Here is a 17,126-nt window from a genome sequence, read left to right on the forward strand (position 1 = left end):
GCGACAGGGCGTCAGGCGTCGGGGCGTCAGGGCCTCGGCGCCGCACGGCCTCAGGGCAGCTCCGGCAGGTCCTCCGCGTACAGCAGGGTGAGGTCGTCCGTGCTCGGTTCGGAGAACTGGGCGACCCGCCCCGCGTGCCGCTCCACCATCGCCTCGAAGGTCTGCCGCGCCGTACGGCCGTTGCCGAACGCGGGCCCCTTCGGGATCGCCGTGAAGTACTTGACCAGCGCCTCGCCCGCACCCGGCGCGAGCCGGTACTCGTGCTCCTCGGCCTGCTGCTCCACGATCCGCAGCAACTCCTCGGCGTCGTAGTCGCCGAAGGTGATGGTCCGCGAGAACCGGGACGCCACACCGGGGTTGACGGTCAGGAAGCGCTCCATCTCGGCCGTGTAGCCGGCGACGATCACCACCACCGCCTCCCGGTGGTCCTCCATCAGCTTCACGAGCGTGTCGATGGCCTCGCGGCCGAAGTCGCGCCCCGAGTCCTCCGGCGAGAGCGCGTACGCCTCGTCGATGAACAGCACGCCGCCGCGCGCCCGGTCGAAGGCCTCCTGCGTACGGATGGCCGTGGAGCCGATGTGCTCGCCGACCAGGTCCACCCTGGACACCTCGACGAGATGCCCTTTCTCCAGGACTCCGAGCGAGGCGAGGATCTCGCCGTACAGTCGGCCGACCGTCGTCTTGCCGGTGCCGGGGGAGCCCGTGAAGACCAGATGGCGCCGGGCGGAGGCCGCCTTGAGACCCGCCAGCTGGCGGCGGCGGCCGACCTCGATCATGTCGGTGAGGGCCCGCACCTCGCGCTTGACGCTCTCCAGGCCCACCAGCGCGTCCAGTTCGCCGAGCACGGCCGTCGACGTGCGCGCGGGCTGCTCGGGCTCCTGGGAAGCGACGAGCGGCTCCTGCTCGGTGATGCGCTGCCCCGGGATCGCCCCCAGCAGACCGGAGGACTGACTCGTGGTCTGTACGGCGGTCTCCTGCGCCGGGGGCCGCACACTCGCGCTCTCGTCGCTCGTGCAGTCCTCGACCACGGGACCCGTACCGGACGCTTGGTCGCCGCCGGCGTCCGCGAACTCGTAACCACCGCGCGCGCACCGCTCCGTGCGGCACTTCTTCAGCGTCGTACGGCAGCCGTCGAGCACATGGAAGCCGTATCCGCCGCTGCCCGTGACCCGGCAGCCGTGGAAGGTGCCGCGGCCGCCCGCCGACACATAGAAGCCGGCCTCGGCCGGCGAGGTGACCGTGCACCGCTCGATGGTGGGGTCGGCACCCTTGGTGACGATCACGCCCGTCTGCGTACCGTCCACCGTGCAGCCGTTCAGCGTGCCGCCGCTGCCGTGGTCGCGGAACCAGGCGCCCGTCGCGGCGTCCCGGATGCGGCAGTCGTCGAGCTGCGCGGTCGCGCCGTCGCTCACCGACACGGCCGTGTTGCGGACCTGTGAGATGTCGCTGTCGACGACGTCCGCGCGCGAGCCGCGGTCGAGGACGAACAGGGCGTCCGGCACGTCGTGCACACGGCAGGAGTCGAGTACGACCGTCGCGCCGTCGCTGACCCACACCGCGGGGTAGTCGCCCGTACTGTCGTGGATCTCGCACTGGTTGGCGTCCACGCGCGTGCCCGGGTCCCAGACCGACAGGCCGTTGCGCCCGAACTGCCGCACGGTGGAACGGGTCATGGTGAGGACCGAGCGGGACCGCAGATCGACCGCGTTCTCCGGGATGTCGTGGATGCGGCAGTCGGCCAGCGTCAGCACGGCGTCCGTGTCGAGCGTGACGCCGTCCGCGGTCGTACGGTGCACATCGCAGTCGGTGAGATGCGCCGTGGCCCGGGCGGTGACCTGTACGCCGCTGCCCCTGACCTCGTACACCTCGCAGCCGATGGCCTCCAGGGCGGACTGCTCGCCGGTCGCCGACAGGCCCGCGCCCGAGGTGTGGTGGATCCGGCAGCGCTCCAGCCGCGGATGGGCGCCGCCGCGCACCGAGACGCCCGCCTGGCCGGCCGCGACGACCTCGCACTCCTCGAACACCCCGCCCCCGCTGTCCAGTACGGCGATGCCGACCCCCGCGGGGTTGTCGACGGTGCAGCGCCGGACGGTCGGACGCGCGCCCCCGCGGACCTCGATACCGGCCGCGGACCGGGTGACGATCCGGATGTCCGTCAGCTCCGGTGTGCCCTCCTCGACGAGGAGCGCGGGCGCCGCCGAGTCCTGGCCCTCCACGAGCAGGTCCTGGACCACGGCGGAGGCGCGCACGGTGAGCGGCACTCCGTCGATGGGCGCGATGCGCACGGAACCGGGGGAGCCCTCGGGGCCGCGCAGCGTCACCGCCCGCTGGACGACGAGGTTCTCGCGGTAGGTTCCGGCGGCGACGGTGAGGACGTCACCGTCGGCCGCTGCCTCCAGGGCGGCGGCGAGCGATGCGTACTCACCCGTGCGGCGCCGCCACCGCGACGTACCGGTGTGCGTCACCTGGACCGTGCCCTGTGCCATGGCGCTGCTGTGCCCCCACCTCGTCCTACGCGGGTCCTGAGAGGGTCTTCCCGACACCCGGCCGCGTCAACTCGGCGCACGGGGAACGAGAACTGCCTCTCACGACGATGCCGAACACCTCGGCCGGTCCACCGTAGCGTGCGCGGGGCCGGCCGGTTGACCGGAGCGGCCAGGCCGTCAACTGCCCGCGCCTGTCCTGCCCCAGTCCGGACCGGCCTGCGACCACGCCTGGTCGAGGCGCTCGTACCTGCGCCGCACCATGCGCCACACCACCAGGCGCCGGGAACCCTCGACGAGTCCCGCGCAGACGACGGCCGTGCCGAATCCGGCCAGGACGGCGTGCGTCGCCGCCGTCGCGGTGTCCAGCGGCCGGCCGACTATTCGGCCGTGCTTGTCCGTCCAGACCGTGAAGCGGTCGCCGCGCTGCGGGGACTTCAAGGACGCCATGACCGTGTCGCGCCGCGCGGTGCCGTCGGGGGCCGTCCAGTCGGCGAGCACCCGGCTGTGCGCGTCACGTCCCGAGGCCGTCTCGGGATCGGGGTCGAGCGGGGTCCGGTCCGTCTTCTTGACGACGGTCGCCGCCACCGGATGGCGGTCCAGCCGCTGCTCGCGCACCGCCTGCTGCAGGGCGTCCTCGGCGAGTCCGCCGACCAGGACACCGACCAGGGGTGCCGCGACGAGGATCAGCAGCAGCGCCGCCAGCGCAAGCCACGCCTCGGCGAGATCCGTCCTGCGCCGCAGCGGGTTGTGCCGCCAGCGCCAGAGTCCCCTGATGGCCCGCAACGTCCCGACCCCCTTACGCCTCCGTGATAGCCCCCATCGGAGTCGTTCACGCGCGCGGCCGGGGAAGAGAGAGCGAGATCACCCTCCACCGGCCTCTCATGAACTTCTCACACAAGCTCAACGGGCGTGCCGGGCGTCGGTGTTCCCGAGCGAGGGGCCCAGTTCCCGTGCGAAGGCCTGGTTCCCGTACGAGGGGCCTATTCGAGGATCCTGACGGGATCTCCCACGCGGACCGAGCCTGGGGACTCCGGCACGAGATTCTGCCCGAAGACCAGCTTGTCGCCGAATCGGCGGTGGCGGGCGAGGGTGCGCAGCGGCTCCTTGCCGCGCTCGGCGGTGGTCTGGTTCGTGGTGGTCACGACACAGCGCCCGCACATCTTCGCGACCCGGAAGGTGACCTCACCGATGGCGATCCGGGACCAGTCGTCCTCCGCCCAGGAGGCGGTGCCCCCGACCACCACGTTCGGCCGGAAGCGGTTCATGGGGAGCGGGCCCTCGTCGGGCCGATCGCCCTGCGCGACGAGCGCGTTGACGGCGTCGAGCGAGCCGAGTGTGGTGAGCAGCAGGGGGTAGCCGTCGGCGAAGCTCACGGTCTCGCCCGGCCGGGCGAACTCCGGGTCGATGGGCCGACGTGTGGCCGGGTCGTCCAGGTGCATGAGCCGCACCCCGATGCCGAGATAGTCGCTGAACCAGGTGTGGGCCGCCGCGTCGGCGGGGACCACCTCCACCTTGTCGTTCCAGACATCCACCGGTGTCGTCCCGGTCGGCTCGGGCACGCGGACGGTCAGTGGGTCACAGCCGGGCGCGGACAGCAGAATTCCGCCGCCGGGCAACAGCTCGGCGGCGACCAACGCCAGGCGCGGCTGCGGGCGTTGGGTGACGACCTTGTCGCTCTCGTCGATCAGCACCCAGCGGCGGTCACCCGCCAGACCCCATGGCTCCACGACCGACTCACGCAGGTCACTGCCCCCGGCCGCCTTCAGTGGATAGAGGTGGATCGAGTGCAGTACCGGCTTCGACATGAGGTCATCCTGCCAACAACCGCGGACAACCTCCGCCGATTTCTCTCAGTAGCCGCGGTACTGCTGGTTGTTGTAGGGCTCCTGGTGCGGAGCCGGGGCGGGCCGCGGGGCCGCGGGACGCATCGCCTCGTACCCCGTGCCGCCCGCCATGGGCCGCTGCGGCTGGGGAGCCTGCGGGCCCGGGTAGCCGCGCGGCACGCCGGCCTGCTGAGGGATGTACGGCGCGGCCTGCTGCAGCGGAGCGGGCTGCTGGGCCTGCGGGTAGGCGTACGAAGGAGCCTGCTGGGAGGGACCGGCAGGCAGGGCGGGCAGTGCTGCGGGCAGAGCGGGCAGGTGACTGCCCGTGTCGTACGCCGCGGGGACCCGGATCGGGGCGATCTGCGGGGTTCCCCGCTCGGCCACGAGAGAGTCGTAGATCGGAGTGTCCGGGAAGGAGGCGGAGTAGTAACCGCCGCCATAGGTGGAGCGGGGGGAGGTCATGGCACATAAGTTAAGCCCACGATGTGCTGGTTGGGGAGACCGATAAGAGGGTTGTTTTCCGTGTCGGCAGTGGTGTGGAACCCCCAATATGAGCGAACTTGGTGAAAAGGGGCGGCGGGTAGAGCTCTGCACATGTAAAAGCCGAGTTCCGGACGGGTTACTGGTGAGTCGCTTGATGATCGTGCGACCCGGGTGATGGGCGTTCGCCGCTCGGGGGATTAGGTTGGCGCAGAACGACTGCACGAACCGCACGACCTGAACGAAACTGCACGCGACGAGGCGCGGTCTTGCGCGGAGACACCCGATGGGGAGCGGATATGTCAATGCCCAAAGGATCGAACGTTCCGGTGCCGACGACCGGACTCCGCGTCGAACTCGGTTGGCGGGCCGGCCCGGGCGTACCCGACGCGGATGCCTCGGCCCTGCTGCTGGCCTCGGGGAAGGTCCGTTCCGACGCCGACTTCGTCTTCTACAACCAGCCGGCCCACTCCTCCGGCGCGGTGCGCCACGAGGGCAAGAAGGACGTCGGCGGCCAGGTGAACGACACGCTGCTCGTCGACCTCGCGCGCGTGGAGCCCGCGATCGACAGGGTGGTGCTCGCCGCGTCCTCCGACGGCGGGACGTTCGGGCAGGTGCCCGGGCTCTACATCCGGGTTGTCGACGCACAGCAGGGCACGGAGGTCGCGCGCTTCGACAGCGAGGGCGCGAGTGTGGAGACGGCCTTCGTGCTCGGGGAGTTCTACCGCCGCCAGGGCGCCTGGAAGTTCCGCGCCGTGGGCCAGGGCTACAGCAGCGGACTCGAAGGACTCGCCACGGACTTCGGGATCACGGTGGACGAACCGCAGCGGGCGGCGCCGGCTCCCGTGCCGCCGCGGCCCGCCCCCGCGGCCCCACGACCCGCTCCTGTGGCCCCGCCGGTCACGGCAGCGCCGGTGACACCGCCGGCCGCACCACCGGCCCCGCCCGCGCCGCCCGCGACTCCGGTACGCCTGACCAAGGTCACGCTCACCAAGGAAGCCCCGTCCGTCTCGCTGACCAAGCAGGGCGGCACGTCCGGCGTGATGCGCGTGAACCTCAACTGGCAGGTGCGCAAGCAGTTCTCCGGGTGGCAGGCCAAGCTGGGCCGGGCCGTCGCCATGCACGCGGACCTCGACCTCGACCTGTGCGCCCTGTACGAGCTCTCGGACGGCAGCAAGGGAGTCGTCCAGGCACTGGGCAACGCCTTCGGAGCGCTGCATCAGCCGCCGTTCATCCATCTCGACGGCGACGACCGCACCGGCGCCTCGACGAGTGGCGAGAACCTCAGCATCAACCTCGACCACACACAGTACTTCCGGCGCCTCCTCATCTTCGTGACCATCTACGAAGGGGCACGTTCCTTCGCCGACCTGGACGCGACGGTGACCCTGCAGCCGCTGCACGGCGCGCCCGTCGACTTCTCGCTCGGCGAGTGCACCGTCCCCTCCACGGTGTGCGCACTCGCCCTCATCACCAACACCGGCAGCGACCTCGTCGTCCAGCGCGAGGCCCGCTTCCTCGTCCCGGACCGCGGCGTGAGCCCGCAGCGCACCGTCGACTACGCGTACGGGTGGGGCATGAACTGGACGCCCGGCAGGAAGTGACCGGCAGGACAGAAGTGAACGGCGGGAGGTGACCGGGAAGCCCAGTCCGAGCCGACAGCGACCGCTCAGGGCTGCTCGGGCGCCGCGTCGGGGTGGCGATCGGGGCGCGTGTAGGTGCGGCCCTTCCAGGCCGCGCCGCGCCCCCTGTAGTGCTGCACCGCGGAATCCACCGTCATGAGGAGGTACAGGAACGCGGTGAAGGGGAGCGACGGGGCGAGCCAGAGCGGCTCGCGGTAGTACCGGAGCATCGGCAGGTACGTCACGGTCATCAGCAGCCACGCGAGCCCGCCGGCCACCGCCGCCCCGGCACTGCCGGCCGCCAGGCCCACGCACAGCGCCACGGGCGGCACCAGATACACGAGGGCGAGACCGGCCACCGTCCCGGCCAGCACCAGCGGGTTGTGCCGAAGTTGGGCGTACGCGCTGCGCGAGACCATCCGCCACAGATCGTGCAGCCGCGGATACGGGCGCACGCTGTCGACGTGGTCCGCGAGCCCCAGCCAGATGTGTCCTCCGGAGCCCTTCACCGCCCTCGCCACCGCCACGTCGTCGATCACCGCGTGCCGGACGGCGTCCGGAATCCGCGCCCGCTCGGCGGCCTCGGTCCGCAGCAGGACACAGCCGCCCGCCGCTGCCGCGGTCCGCGACCCCTTCACGGCGATCCAGCGGAACGGGTACAGCTGTGAAAAGAAGTACACGAACGCGGGCACCACGAGCCGCTCCCAGACGCTCTCCACCCGCAGCCGGGCCATCTGGGACACGAGATCGAAGCCCCCGGTACGGGCCGCGGCCACCAACTCCCGCAGACTGTCCGGCGCGTGCGCGATGTCGGCGTCCGTCAGCAGCAGATATTCGGGTGTACGCGCGCGTGCCATACCGATGCCGTGACGTACGGCCCAGAGCTTGCCGGTCCAGCCCGCGGGCGGCTCCCCGGGCGAGCCGACGGTGAGCGGCAGCCCACCATGCCGCCGCGCCAACTCATGGGCCACCTCCCCGGTGCCGTCCGAACTGCCGTCGTCCACGAGGAAGATCTCGGCCCGCCCCGGATAGTCCTGCGCGAGGAGCGAGGGCAGGCTGTCGGGCAGCACGGCGGCCTCGTCCCGCGCCGGTACGACGACGCACACGGACGGCCAGACTTCCGGCTCCCGGCGCGGTGGCAAGCGCATGTCCGTACGCCAGAAGAAGCCCTGGCCGAGGAGCAGCCACAGCCAGGCGACCAGTGATCCGACAGCGATCCACACGACGGCGCTCACCTGCCGCAGTCTGCCCCACCCGGCGGCCCGTTGAGGCGGATCGTCTATGGTGACCGGGTGAAGATCGCGCTCATGGACTCCGGAATCGGACTGCTCGCGGCAGCCGCCGTCGTGCGTCGTCTGCGGCCCGATACGGAGCTCGTTCTCTCCTCGGACCCCGGCAGCATGCCGTGGGGACCCCGCACACCCGAGGACGTGACCGCCCTCGCCGTCGCCGTCGCCGAGGCGGCCGCAGCGCACCGGCCCGACGCCCTGATCGTCGCCTGCAACACCGCCTCCGTGCACGCCCTGCCCGCGCTGCGCGCCCGCCTGGAGCCGGGGGTGCCGGTGATCGGCACGGTCCCGGCGATCAAGCCGGCCGCGGCGGGCGGCGGACCCGTCGCGATCTGGGCGACGCCCGCCACCACCGGCAGCCCCTACCAGCGCGGCCTCATCCGGGAGTTCGCCGACGGTGTGACGGTCACCGAAGTGCCCTGCCCCGGGCTGGCCGACGCCGTGGAGCACGCGGACCAGGCCGGTATCGACGCCGCGATCGCCGCGGCCGCCGCACGCACCCCCGACGAGGTAAGGGCCGTCGTCCTGGGCTGCACCCATTACGAGCTGGTCGCCGAGCGCATCCGCGCGGCCGTGCAGCGGCCCGGTGTCCCCCCGCTCGTCCTGCACGGCTCCGCGGGCGCGGTGGCCGCCCAGGCGCTGCGCCGGATCGGCGAGACCCCGGCCCCGGAGGCACTCGCTCACGGCAGCCTCACGGTGCTGCTCTCCGGACGCGAGGGGACGCTGCCCCGGACCGCGCTGACCTACGACGAGGGCACCCTGCTCCAGGCGATGAGCCCCGCGCACTGAGCCCTTCCGCCACGAACCGGACACTCCGAGTCCACCCGGAGCAGTTACGGACGGCAACCTGGTGCCCGCGCTGCGGAACCTGAGTACGCTCATTGGCATGAGGGACCACCCCCACGGCGAACAGGGCGATGCCGACGCCCCGCACCCCGAGGTATGGCACGGCCGCGCTTCCAACCGCGTGCAGTGGCTGCTCGCGTGCGGCGGTGCCGCCTTCGTGGCGCTGGGTATCGAGCTGGCCGTCGACTCGGCGTGGACGTCCGGCACCGCTCCCCTCGTGATGTCCGTGGTCGGCTGCATCGCCGCGGGACTCCTGGTGCTGTTCGGCACGCTCGCTTTCGTGCACGTCGCCGTGAAGGTCGACAAGGACTACCTGGAGGTGCGCTGCGGCCATATGGGCCTCCCGCGCCGCCGCATCCCGCTGTCGCACATCACCGGTGCCGACTTCGTACCCCGGGTGACGCCGCGCCAGTGGGGCGGCTGGGGCTACCGCTGGCGGCCCGAGCAGGGGACCGCCGTGGTCGTCCGGCGCGGCGAGGGCCTGGTGCTCCGCCTAGGGGACGGCCATACGTTCACGATCACGGTGGACAACGCGGAAGCGGCCGTACGGGACATCCGTCGCCGTCTGAGGTCGGCCGCCGCGGGCACGACCCGCTGACCAGAGAAAAGGTCACTACGCGCTGACCCGGAAGGTCATTACCCGCTGACCGGGGAAATGGGTTGGCGGTTCGCGACTTGTGGCTCGCGGCTTCACGGTGTCAGTGGGCCGCTCCAGGCGCGGCCACCGGCCTCCATCGCGTTCCGCGGCACCTCGTCGAGTACGGGGCGTGCCGTGGCGATCCCCGCGAGCAGGCCGGCGCCCGCCGTCACCGTGGTGAAGCTCAGCGCGTTGCCGACCGCGGCGATCGCGGCCAGCGCCGTCAGGGCGGCGCCCGCCGTGAGGACCACCGGCGTCGGGCGCGGCGACCGCCACAGGGCGTACAGGACCCAGCAGAAGACCGCGGCCAGCAGGGCCACGCCGACCACGCCCTGCTCGGCCGCCTGCTGGAAGGGCGCAGAGTGGGGTTTGCCGTCGGGCAGCAGCGACTGCGTGACGGTCGGGCTCAGCTCCGAGAACCGGCCGGGACCCACGCCCAGCCCCGGCTCCCGGCCCACCATGTCGAGTGCGTCCTGCCACAGCAGCACACGGTGCTGGGTGAGCTGACCCTCCAGAGACGCGGTGAGGCCGTCCGGAAGGACGTTCTCGGCGACCGCCCAGGTCGCTCCCGTCATCAGGACCGCGGCGAGAGCGAGGCCGCCGAGGCCCAGGCCGCGGTGGCGCATGCGGTCGGCGGCCAGGGAGCACAGCAGCACTGCCAGGCAGGCCGCGAAGCCCGACGTCGACCCCAGTACGACCGCGGCCACCGCGATTCCGGCGGCCATCAGCCGGAGCACGAGCCGCAGTCCCGGCGGGCGGGCCGCCCAGGCCGCGCAGCACGCGGACCCCGCGGAGACGGCCAGCAGCGCGGCGGTGGCGCCGGTCTGCCCGAGCGGCGAGATCACCTGCGGCCCCGGAGCGGTGTGCGGGGAGGCCACCGCGAGACCGAGTCCGGCGAGCGCGCCCGCGCAGGGCGCGGCGACCGGCAGAAGCTCTCCGCAGATCCGCCCCGACGCGTAGCCGGCGGCGACGGCGAGCACCGCGAGCAGCACCCCTTCGGGGCGTCCGCCGTGTGCCGCGGCCGTGATCAGGGACCAGGCCGCGCAGGCTCCCAGCACGACGACACCCGTGGCGTCCGAAGCGCTGCGTCTCTCGTGAGCCGACGCCGGACCGGTCGCCGACGCCATTCCTGTGGACCCCACCCCGTAGCCCCCCGGCCTGTGAAAGGCCCCGACCGCCCGGCCGCCACGGCTCGTACGTCAGAGGCTCCGGCACACCGTAACGGGTGATGCGCCGGTTTGTGGATGAGTTGCGCAGAAACGATGCAGCAGGTGGGAGGAGAGTGCCCGGGCAGGTCGTGAGGGCCGCGCTGTCGGCGCCGTGGTCACCCGCCGTACACTCCGGGGGTGACCGCCACTGCAACCTCCGTAGACGAGCCGGAACAGCTCGAACCGCAGGCCCGGCCCCTTTCGCGCGGGATCCGGCTGGCGCGGCGGCTCGCTCCGGCGGCCACCGCGGCACTCTCCGGAGTACTGCTGTACGTCAGCTTCCCGCCGCGCACGGTGTGGTGGCTGGCCCTGCCGGCCTTCGCGGTCTTCGGCCGGCTGCTGCGCGGCCGAACCTGGAAGGCGGGCCTCGGTCTCGGTTACCTCTTCGGCCTCGGCTTCCTGCTGCCTCTGCTCGTGTGGACCGGTGTGGAGGTCGGGCCCGGGCCGTGGCTGGCGCTCGTGGTCATGGAGGCGGTGTTCGTCGGCCTCGTCGGCGCCGGTGTCGCGGCCGTGTCGAAGCTGCCCGGCTGGCCCCTGTGGGCGGCCGCCCTGTGGATCGCGGGTGAAGCGGCACGCGCGCGTGCGCCGTTCGGCGGCTTCCCCTGGGGCAAGATCGCCTTCGGTCAGGCAGACGGTGTCTTCCTGCCGCTCGCGGCGGTGGGCGGCACTCCGGTACTCGGCTTCGCGGTCGTCCTGTGCGGCTTCGGACTGTACGAGATCGTCCGCCTGGCCATCGAGGCGCGGCGCACCCGTGCCGTACGCCGCGGGGCGGCCGCGGTGGCGCTGCTGAGCTTCTTCCTCCCCGTGCTCGGCGCCTTCGCCGCGCGGCCCCTTGTCAGCGACAAGGCGGAGGACGGCACCGCGACCGTCGCGGTCATCCAGGGCAACGTCCCGCGCGCGGGCCTCGACTTCAACTCCCAGCGGCGCGCCGTCCTCGACCACCACGCGCGGGAGACCGAGCGCCTCGCCGCGCGGATCAAGGCGGGCAAGGCCGCCCAGCCCGACTTCGTGCTCTGGCCGGAGAACTCCTCCGACATCGACCCGTTCCGCAACCCCGACGCCTACGCCGTGATCGACAAGGCCGCCAGGGCGATCGGCGCGCCCGTCTCGGTCGGCGGCGTCGTCGAGAAGAACGGCAAGCTCTACAACGAGCAGATCCTCTGGGACCCGGAGAAGGGCCCCGGTGCCACGTACGACAAGCGGCAGGTCCAGCCGTTCGGCGAGTACCTGCCCTTGCGGTCGCTCATCGGGGCCATCAACGGCGACTGGACGTCCATGGTCCGCCAGGACTTCAGCCGCGGCACCAAGCCGGGCGTGTTCTCCATGGCGGGCACCGAGGTCGGCCTCGCGACCTGCTACGAAGCGGCCTTCGACTGGGCCGTGCGCGACACCGTCACCCATGGCGCGCAGTTGATCTCCGTGCCGAGCAACAACGCCACGTTCGACCGCAGCGAGATGACCTACCAGCAGCTCGCGATGTCCCGGATCCGCGCCGTCGAGCACAGTCGCACCGTCACCGTCCCGGTGACCAGCGGCGTCAGCGCCGTGATCATGCCGGACGGGAAGATCACCCAGCGGACGGGCATGTTCGTGGCGGACTCGCTCGTCCAGAAGGTGCCGCTGCGTTCCTCCGAGACCCCTGCCACGCGGGCCGGGATCGCGCCGGAGATGCTCCTGGTGCTGATCGCGGCGGGCGGCCTCGGCTGGGCCGTGACGTCCGCGGTCCGCGGGCGACGCGCCGGTGACGTGTAGCCGTACGCCCGTCGTGCGCCGCTTGTACGCCTCAGGAATGCGCGGAGGCAGCAGAACCGGGCCGTTAGGGTCGGTTCATGTCTACACCTGACTTCATTCGTACGATCCGGGCCGCCGCCGGCCAGCAACTGCTCTGGCTCCCCGGCGTCACCGCCGTCGTCTTCGACGACGAGGGCAGAGTGCTGCTGGGGCGCCGGGCGGACACCGGCAAGTGGGCGGTCGTCGGCGGAATGCCGGACCCGGGGGAGCAGCCCGCTGCCTGCGCCGTTCGGGAGGTGCACGAGGAGACGGGCGTCCGGTGTGTCGCCGAGCGTGTCGTGCTCGTACAGGCCCTCAAACCGACCACGTTCCCGAACGGCGACGTCTGCCAGTTCATGGACATCACCATCCGGTGCCGGGCCGTCGGCGGTGAGGCCCGGGTCAACGACGACGAATCGCTGGAGGTCGGCTGGTTCGACGTGGACGCGCTGCCGGAGCTCGACGAGTTCGGGCTGTTCCGGATCAAGCAGGCGATGTCCGACGAGCCCACATGGTTCGACCCCACGACCTGAGAGAAAAGTATGGGGGTCGACCACATCCGTCGGGGCGTTGCCGCTGTCTAGGGTCGGGGCATGACCGCGCCCAGCGCCCTCGCAGGCCCTCACACCTCGTCCCTCGATCTCGGCGGCCGAACCGCCCTCGTCACGGGCGCCGCGGGTGGCATCGGCCGCGCGTGCGCACTGCGGCTCGCCGCGGCCGGGGCCAAGGTGCGGGCGGTCGACCGGGAGGCCGGGGGACTGGACACGCTCACCGGACAGGCCCGGGGTCTCGCGGGCACCGTCGAGCCGTACGTCCTCGACCTCACCGACCTGGACGCCGCGGAGTCCGCCGCGACCGGCACCGACATCCTCGTCAACAACGCCGGGCTGCAACTGGTGCGCCCCATCGAGGAGTTCCCGCCCGACGCCTTCCACACCGTGCTGACCGTGATGCTGGAGGCTCCGTTCCGGCTGATCCGCGGGGCACTCCCGCACATGTACGGGCAGGGCTGGGGCCGCATCGTCAATGTGTCCTCCGTCCATGGGCTCCGCGCCTCTGCCTTCAAGTCGGCCTATGTGGCGGCGAAACACGGTCTGGAGGGCCTCTCCAAGACCGCGGCCCTGGAAGGCGCCCCCCACGGAGTCACCTCGAACTGTGTGAATCCCGCCTATGTGCGCACCCCACTGGTCGAGAAACAGCTCACCGACCAGGCCGCCGCCCACGGCATCCCCGAGGAGCGCGTGCTCACCGAGATCCTGTTGCGGGACAGCGCGGTCAAACGCCTCATCGAACCGGACGAGGTCGCCGAGGCCGTGGCGTACCTGTGCGGCCCGGCCGCGTCGTTCGTCACCGGGACCTCACTGGTCCTCGACGGCGGCTGGACGGCGCACTGAGCGTGAGTTGTCCACAGGGCTGGTCGGGCTGTCGGTGTGATGGGTGATCCTGGTGGACATGTCTCGCGATCAATTGCAGTCCGCCGGGCGCTCCGACGTGAGCGCCGAGGCGCCGTTCCTGGAGCTGCTGGCCCGGGGCGCGTCCGCCGACGCGTACGAGCAGCCGGTGCTGCTCGCCCGCGCGGACGGGCTGCCGCCCGACCGGATCGCCGCTCTGGAGCGCGCCAAGCTCCTCGCGCTGGGCGTGCGCTCGGAGATGGAGGGGCGCCGCAGACGCGAGGCCGAGCTGTCCGCGCTCTTCGAGACCGCCCACGACCTGGCGGGGCTGCGCGACCTCGACGCCGTGCTCCAGGCGATCGTGCAGCGCGCCCGCTCACTGCTGGGCACCGACATCGCCTACCTCAGCCTGCACGACCCGGCCGTGGGCGACACATACATGCGGGTCACCGAGGGATCGGTCGCGGCACGCTTCCAGCAGCTGCGGCTCGGCATGGGCGAGGGCCTCGGCGGACTCGTGGCCCAGACGGCCCGCCCCTATGTCACCGACGACTACTTCCGGGACGGCCGCTTCCAGCACACCGCGGCCATCGACGAGGGTGTGCGGGACGAGGGCCTGGTGGCCATCCTCGGCGTGCCCCTCATGCTCGGGCCGCATGCCATCGGCGTACTGTTCGCCGCCGACCGGCGGGCGCGGGTCTTCGAGCGGGAACAGATCGCGCTGCTCGGCTCGTTCGCCGCTCTCGCGGCCGCCGCCCTCGACACCGCGAACCTGCTCACCGAGACCCGCGAGGCGCTGGCGGACCTGGAGCGGGCCAACGAGATCATCCGCGACCGCAGCGGGGCGATCGAGCGGGCCTCCGACGTCCATGACCGGCTGGCCGAGCTCGTGCTGCGGGGCGGCGGGGTCCACGACGTGTCCGCCGCGGTCTCCGAGATCCTCGACGGCAGCGTGCGGTTCGCGGGCGCGGGCACCGCACCCGATGACGCCCTGGAGATGTCACGCGCCGAAGGACACGCCGTCCGGCACGGGGACGACTGGGTCGCGGCCGTCGCCGCCGGCGGTGAGCTGCTCGGCGCGCTGGTGCTGCGCGGTCATCCCGGGCTCGACCCCGTCGACCAGCGCACTCTGGAGCGGGCAGCCATGGTCACCTCGCTCCTGCTGCTCGCCCGGCGCTCGGCCGCCGAGGCCGAACAGCGCGTCCGCGGTGAGCTGCTGGACGATCTGCTCGACGCGCGCGACCGCGATCCCCGGCTGCTGCGCGATCGCGCCGCCCTGCTGGACGCCGACCTCGACGCCACCCATGTGGTGCTGGCCTCCCGCCTCGACGCCACGGCCGCCGACGCGGCCCACGAGGCCGCCGCCCGCCGCAGACTGTGGTCCGCCGCCTCCCACCTGGCCGCGACCCGGCACGGGCTGGCCGCCGCGCGCGACGGCGGCACCGTCCTGCTGCTGCCGCTGAGCCCCGGCGACACGGCGACGGACCTGGCCCGCCGCACGGCCAAGGACCTCGGTACCGCCGTGCACGAGGCGGTCACCGTCGGCGCCTCCGCGCCCGTCCAGGACCTCACCGCCCGCCCGGACATCGTGGCCGAGGCCTACGCCGAAGGGCAACGATGCCTCGACGCGCTGCTGCTGCTCGGCCGCACCGGGGACGGCGGCGCCGCGGAGGACTTCGGATTCCTCGGGCTGCTGCTCGCCGGGAGCAGGGACATCCCCGGCTTCGTCGAGCGCACGATCGGCCGGGTCGTCACGTACGACGAGAAGCGCGGCACCGATCTCCTGCGCACCCTCGACGCGTACTTCGCTTGCGGCATGAGCCCCGCACGCACCAAGGACGAGCTGCACGTCCACGTCAACACGGTCGCGCAGCGCCTGGAGCGGGTGGGCCGGCTGCTCGGCCCCGACTGGCAGAGCCCGGCCCGCACCCTGGAGATCCAACTCGCCCTGAGGCTGCACCGGTTGACGTCCACAGGACGGCACTGACCCCCGTACGCGCTGATGACCCCCGTACGCGTGGGCGCACGGGGGTCGGTCCGGGGCCCGGGGCTCCCGCTCAGACGGTACGGGCGTCCGCGGCGAGGGCCGACGCCTTCGTGTCCTGCGCGTCGGGGCCGGCCTCCACCGCCACGTCCGCGAGGTCGCGGTGCCGGGTCTCCTTGGCCACGCCCACCGCGATCAGTGTCAGCACGGCCGCCCCGATCACGTACAGGGCGATCGGTGTGGGGCTGTCGTACTCCGCCAGCAGCGCGGTCGCGATGAGCGGTGCCGGCGCGCCCGCGGCGACCGACGAGAACTGCGCGCCGATCGAAGCGCCGGAGTAGCGCATGCGCGTCGCGAACATCTCCGAGAAGAAGGCGGCCTGCGGCGCGTACATGGCGCCGTGCAGGACCAGGCCCACGGTCACGGCGAGGATCAGGTTCCCGAAACCGCCGGTGTCGATGAGCGAGAAGAACGGGAACATCCACAGACCGACGCCGGCCGCGCCCAGCAGATACACCGGCCGCCGGCCCACACGGTCGGACAGCGCGCCCCACAGGGGGATGACCGCGAAGTGGACGGCGGAGGCGATGAGTACCGCGTTCAGCGCGGTCTGCTTGGACAGTCCGGCCGAGGTGGTGGCGTACACGAGGATGAAGGCGGTGATCACGTAGTAGCTGATGTTCTCCGCCATGCGCGCGCCCATCGCGACCAGGACGTCCCGCCAGTGGTAGCGCAGCACGGACACCAACGGCAGCTTCTCGGCGGCCCCGTCCTCGGTCGCCCTGCGTGCCTCGGCCTGGGCGAGGGCCTCCTTGAAGACAGGCGATTCATCGACAGACAGACGAATCCACAAACCGACGATCACCAGCACCCCCGACAGCAGGAAGGGGATGCGCCAGCCCCAGGAGGTGAAGGCGGTGTCCGACAGGGCGGCGGTCAGCAGCGACAGCACGCCCGTCGCCAGCAGTTGCCCGGCGGGCGCCCCGGTCTGCGGCCACGAGGCCCAGAACCCACGCCGTCGCGCGTCCCCGTGCTCCGACACGAGCAGCACCGCGCCGCCCCACTCGCCGCCCAGCGCGAAGCCCTGCACCAGACGCAGCACGGTCAGCAGCACCGGTGCCGCCGTACCGACGGTCGCGTGTGTGGGCAGCAGCCCGATCGCGAAGGTCGCCCCACCCATCAGCAGCAGACTCAGGACCAGCAGCTTCTTGCGCCCGAGCCGGTCGCCGTAGTGCCCGAACACGAGCGCCCCGAGCGGCCTGGCGGCGAAGCCGACCGCGTACGTCAGGAACGAGAGCAACGTGCCGACGAGCGGGTCGGAGTCCGGGAAGAACAGCTCGTTGAAGACGAGCGCGGCGGCGGATCCGTAGAGGAAGAAGTCGTACCACTCGATGGTGGTGCCGATGAGGCTCGCGGCGACGATGCGCTTGAGGCTGGCGGGTGGTGGGGGAGCGGTTGCTGCGGCGGCCATGTGCACCACTTCCATGTGGTTGGCGGGGGACGTGCGCGTGTCGGGCCAAGGTAGAAAGCGGCAGGTCGGCGGCACATGTGGTGGGACACCATAGTTCGGCGGCTCAGTGTGCGTGTTGG

At 72.2% G+C, this 17,126-nt stretch carries 14 protein-coding genes; 7 read left to right on the forward strand and 7 right to left on the reverse strand.

Annotated elements, in window-relative coordinates; all coding sequences use genetic code 11:
• Nucleotides 1-50: 50 nt before the first annotated feature.
• The 4 genes from OHA11_RS43295 to OHA11_RS43310 form a co-directional block, all read right to left on the reverse strand.
• Nucleotides 51-2,486, reverse strand: coding sequence for a right-handed parallel beta-helix repeat-containing protein (locus OHA11_RS43295; RefSeq protein ID WP_266506390.1), 2,436 nt, complete (start codon nt 2,484-2,486; stop codon nt 51-53).
• A 177-nt stretch (nt 2,487-2,663) separates the two neighbouring features.
• On the reverse strand, nt 2,664-3,269 hold the full coding sequence (locus OHA11_RS43300; protein ID WP_266506396.1) for a hypothetical protein: 606 nt from the start codon (nt 3,267-3,269) through the stop codon (nt 2,664-2,666).
• A 197-nt stretch (nt 3,270-3,466) separates the two neighbouring features.
• Nucleotides 3,467-4,291, reverse strand: coding sequence for an MOSC domain-containing protein (locus OHA11_RS43305; protein ID WP_266506398.1), 825 nt, complete (start codon nt 4,289-4,291; stop codon nt 3,467-3,469).
• Between the two features lie 45 nt (nt 4,292-4,336).
• A complete protein-coding gene (locus OHA11_RS43310) occupies nt 4,337-4,771 on the reverse strand; it encodes a DUF6643 family protein (protein WP_266506400.1) in 435 nt (144 codons plus the stop codon).
• A 323-nt stretch (nt 4,772-5,094) separates the two neighbouring features.
• Between OHA11_RS43310 and OHA11_RS43315 the strand changes: the two genes are divergently transcribed.
• Complete coding sequence (locus OHA11_RS43315; protein ID WP_266506402.1) at nt 5,095-6,393, forward strand: TerD family protein; 1,299 nt, start codon at nt 5,095-5,097, stop codon at nt 6,391-6,393.
• Nucleotides 6,394-6,458: 65 nt separating this feature from the next.
• On the opposite strand, the gene OHA11_RS43320 is transcribed toward OHA11_RS43315, so the two are convergent.
• Nucleotides 6,459-7,646: a glycosyltransferase gene (locus OHA11_RS43320; RefSeq protein ID WP_266506404.1), complete on the reverse strand. Its 1,188-nt coding sequence runs from the start codon at nt 7,644-7,646 to the stop codon at nt 6,459-6,461.
• Nucleotides 7,647-7,703: 57 nt separating this feature from the next.
• On the opposite strand from OHA11_RS43320, the gene OHA11_RS43325 reads away from it, so the two are divergent.
• A complete protein-coding gene (locus tag OHA11_RS43325) occupies nt 7,704-8,489 on the forward strand; it encodes a glutamate racemase (protein ID WP_266506406.1) in 786 nt (261 codons plus the stop codon).
• Nucleotides 8,490-8,586: 97 nt separating this feature from the next.
• Nucleotides 8,587-9,144, forward strand: coding sequence for a hypothetical protein (locus OHA11_RS43330; protein ID WP_266506408.1), 558 nt, complete (start codon nt 8,587-8,589; stop codon nt 9,142-9,144).
• Nucleotides 9,145-9,236: 92 nt separating this feature from the next.
• Here OHA11_RS43330 and OHA11_RS43335 read toward each other — a convergent pair whose 3' ends face one another.
• Nucleotides 9,237-10,310, reverse strand: coding sequence for an O-antigen ligase (locus OHA11_RS43335; protein ID WP_266507843.1), 1,074 nt, complete (start codon nt 10,308-10,310; stop codon nt 9,237-9,239).
• Nucleotides 10,311-10,529: 219 nt separating this feature from the next.
• On the opposite strand from OHA11_RS43335, the gene lnt reads away from it, so the two are divergent.
• The 4 genes from lnt (at nt 10,530) to OHA11_RS43355 (ending at nt 15,539) form a co-directional block, all read left to right on the forward strand.
• Nucleotides 10,530-12,143, forward strand: a complete 1,614-nt coding sequence (gene lnt, locus OHA11_RS43340; RefSeq protein ID WP_266506410.1) for an apolipoprotein N-acyltransferase — start codon at nt 10,530-10,532, stop codon at nt 12,141-12,143.
• Between the two features lie 77 nt (nt 12,144-12,220).
• Complete coding sequence (locus tag OHA11_RS43345) at nt 12,221-12,694, forward strand: NUDIX domain-containing protein (RefSeq protein ID WP_266506412.1); 474 nt, start codon at nt 12,221-12,223, stop codon at nt 12,692-12,694.
• 60 nt (nt 12,695-12,754) lie between these two features.
• A complete protein-coding gene (locus tag OHA11_RS43350) occupies nt 12,755-13,555 on the forward strand; it encodes a 3-hydroxybutyrate dehydrogenase (RefSeq protein ID WP_266506414.1) in 801 nt (266 codons plus the stop codon).
• 58 nt (nt 13,556-13,613) lie between these two features.
• Nucleotides 13,614-15,539 (forward strand): GAF domain-containing protein, encoded by a 1,926-nt coding sequence (locus OHA11_RS43355; protein WP_266506416.1) that lies wholly within the window; start codon nt 13,614-13,616, stop codon nt 15,537-15,539.
• Nucleotides 15,540-15,609: 70 nt separating this feature from the next.
• Here the strand turns inward: OHA11_RS43355 and OHA11_RS43360 are convergent, their stop codons facing one another.
• A complete protein-coding gene (locus tag OHA11_RS43360; protein WP_266506418.1) occupies nt 15,610-17,007 on the reverse strand; it encodes an MFS transporter in 1,398 nt (465 codons plus the stop codon).
• Between the last annotated feature and the right edge of the window lie 119 nt (nt 17,008-17,126).

It is taken from the genome of Streptomyces sp. NBC_00878 (genome assembly GCF_026341515.1).
Classification (GTDB): Bacteria; Actinomycetota; Actinomycetes; order Streptomycetales; family Streptomycetaceae; genus Streptomyces.

Coding starts and splice junctions, on each gene's coding strand:
- OHA11_RS43350 (WP_266506414.1), top strand. CDS start 12,755: ATGACCGCGCCCAGCGCCCTCGCAGGCCCTCACACCTCGTCCCTCGAT.
- OHA11_RS43360 (WP_266506418.1), bottom strand. CDS start 17,007: ATGGCCGCCGCAGCAACCGCTCCCCCACCACCCGCCAGCCTCAAGCGC.
- OHA11_RS43305 (WP_266506398.1), bottom strand. CDS start 4,291: ATGTCGAAGCCGGTACTGCACTCGATCCACCTCTATCCACTGAAGGCG.
- OHA11_RS43335 (WP_266507843.1), bottom strand. CDS start 10,310: ATGGCGTCGGCGACCGGTCCGGCGTCGGCTCACGAGAGACGCAGCGCT.
- OHA11_RS43330 (WP_266506408.1), top strand. CDS start 8,587: ATGAGGGACCACCCCCACGGCGAACAGGGCGATGCCGACGCCCCGCAC.
- OHA11_RS43315 (WP_266506402.1), top strand. CDS start 5,095: ATGCCCAAAGGATCGAACGTTCCGGTGCCGACGACCGGACTCCGCGTC.
- OHA11_RS43345 (WP_266506412.1), top strand. CDS start 12,221: ATGTCTACACCTGACTTCATTCGTACGATCCGGGCCGCCGCCGGCCAG.
- OHA11_RS43355 (WP_266506416.1), top strand. CDS start 13,614: ATGTCTCGCGATCAATTGCAGTCCGCCGGGCGCTCCGACGTGAGCGCC.
- OHA11_RS43310 (WP_266506400.1), bottom strand. CDS start 4,771: ATGACCTCCCCCCGCTCCACCTATGGCGGCGGTTACTACTCCGCCTCC.
- OHA11_RS43295 (WP_266506390.1), bottom strand. CDS start 2,486: ATGGCACAGGGCACGGTCCAGGTGACGCACACCGGTACGTCGCGGTGG.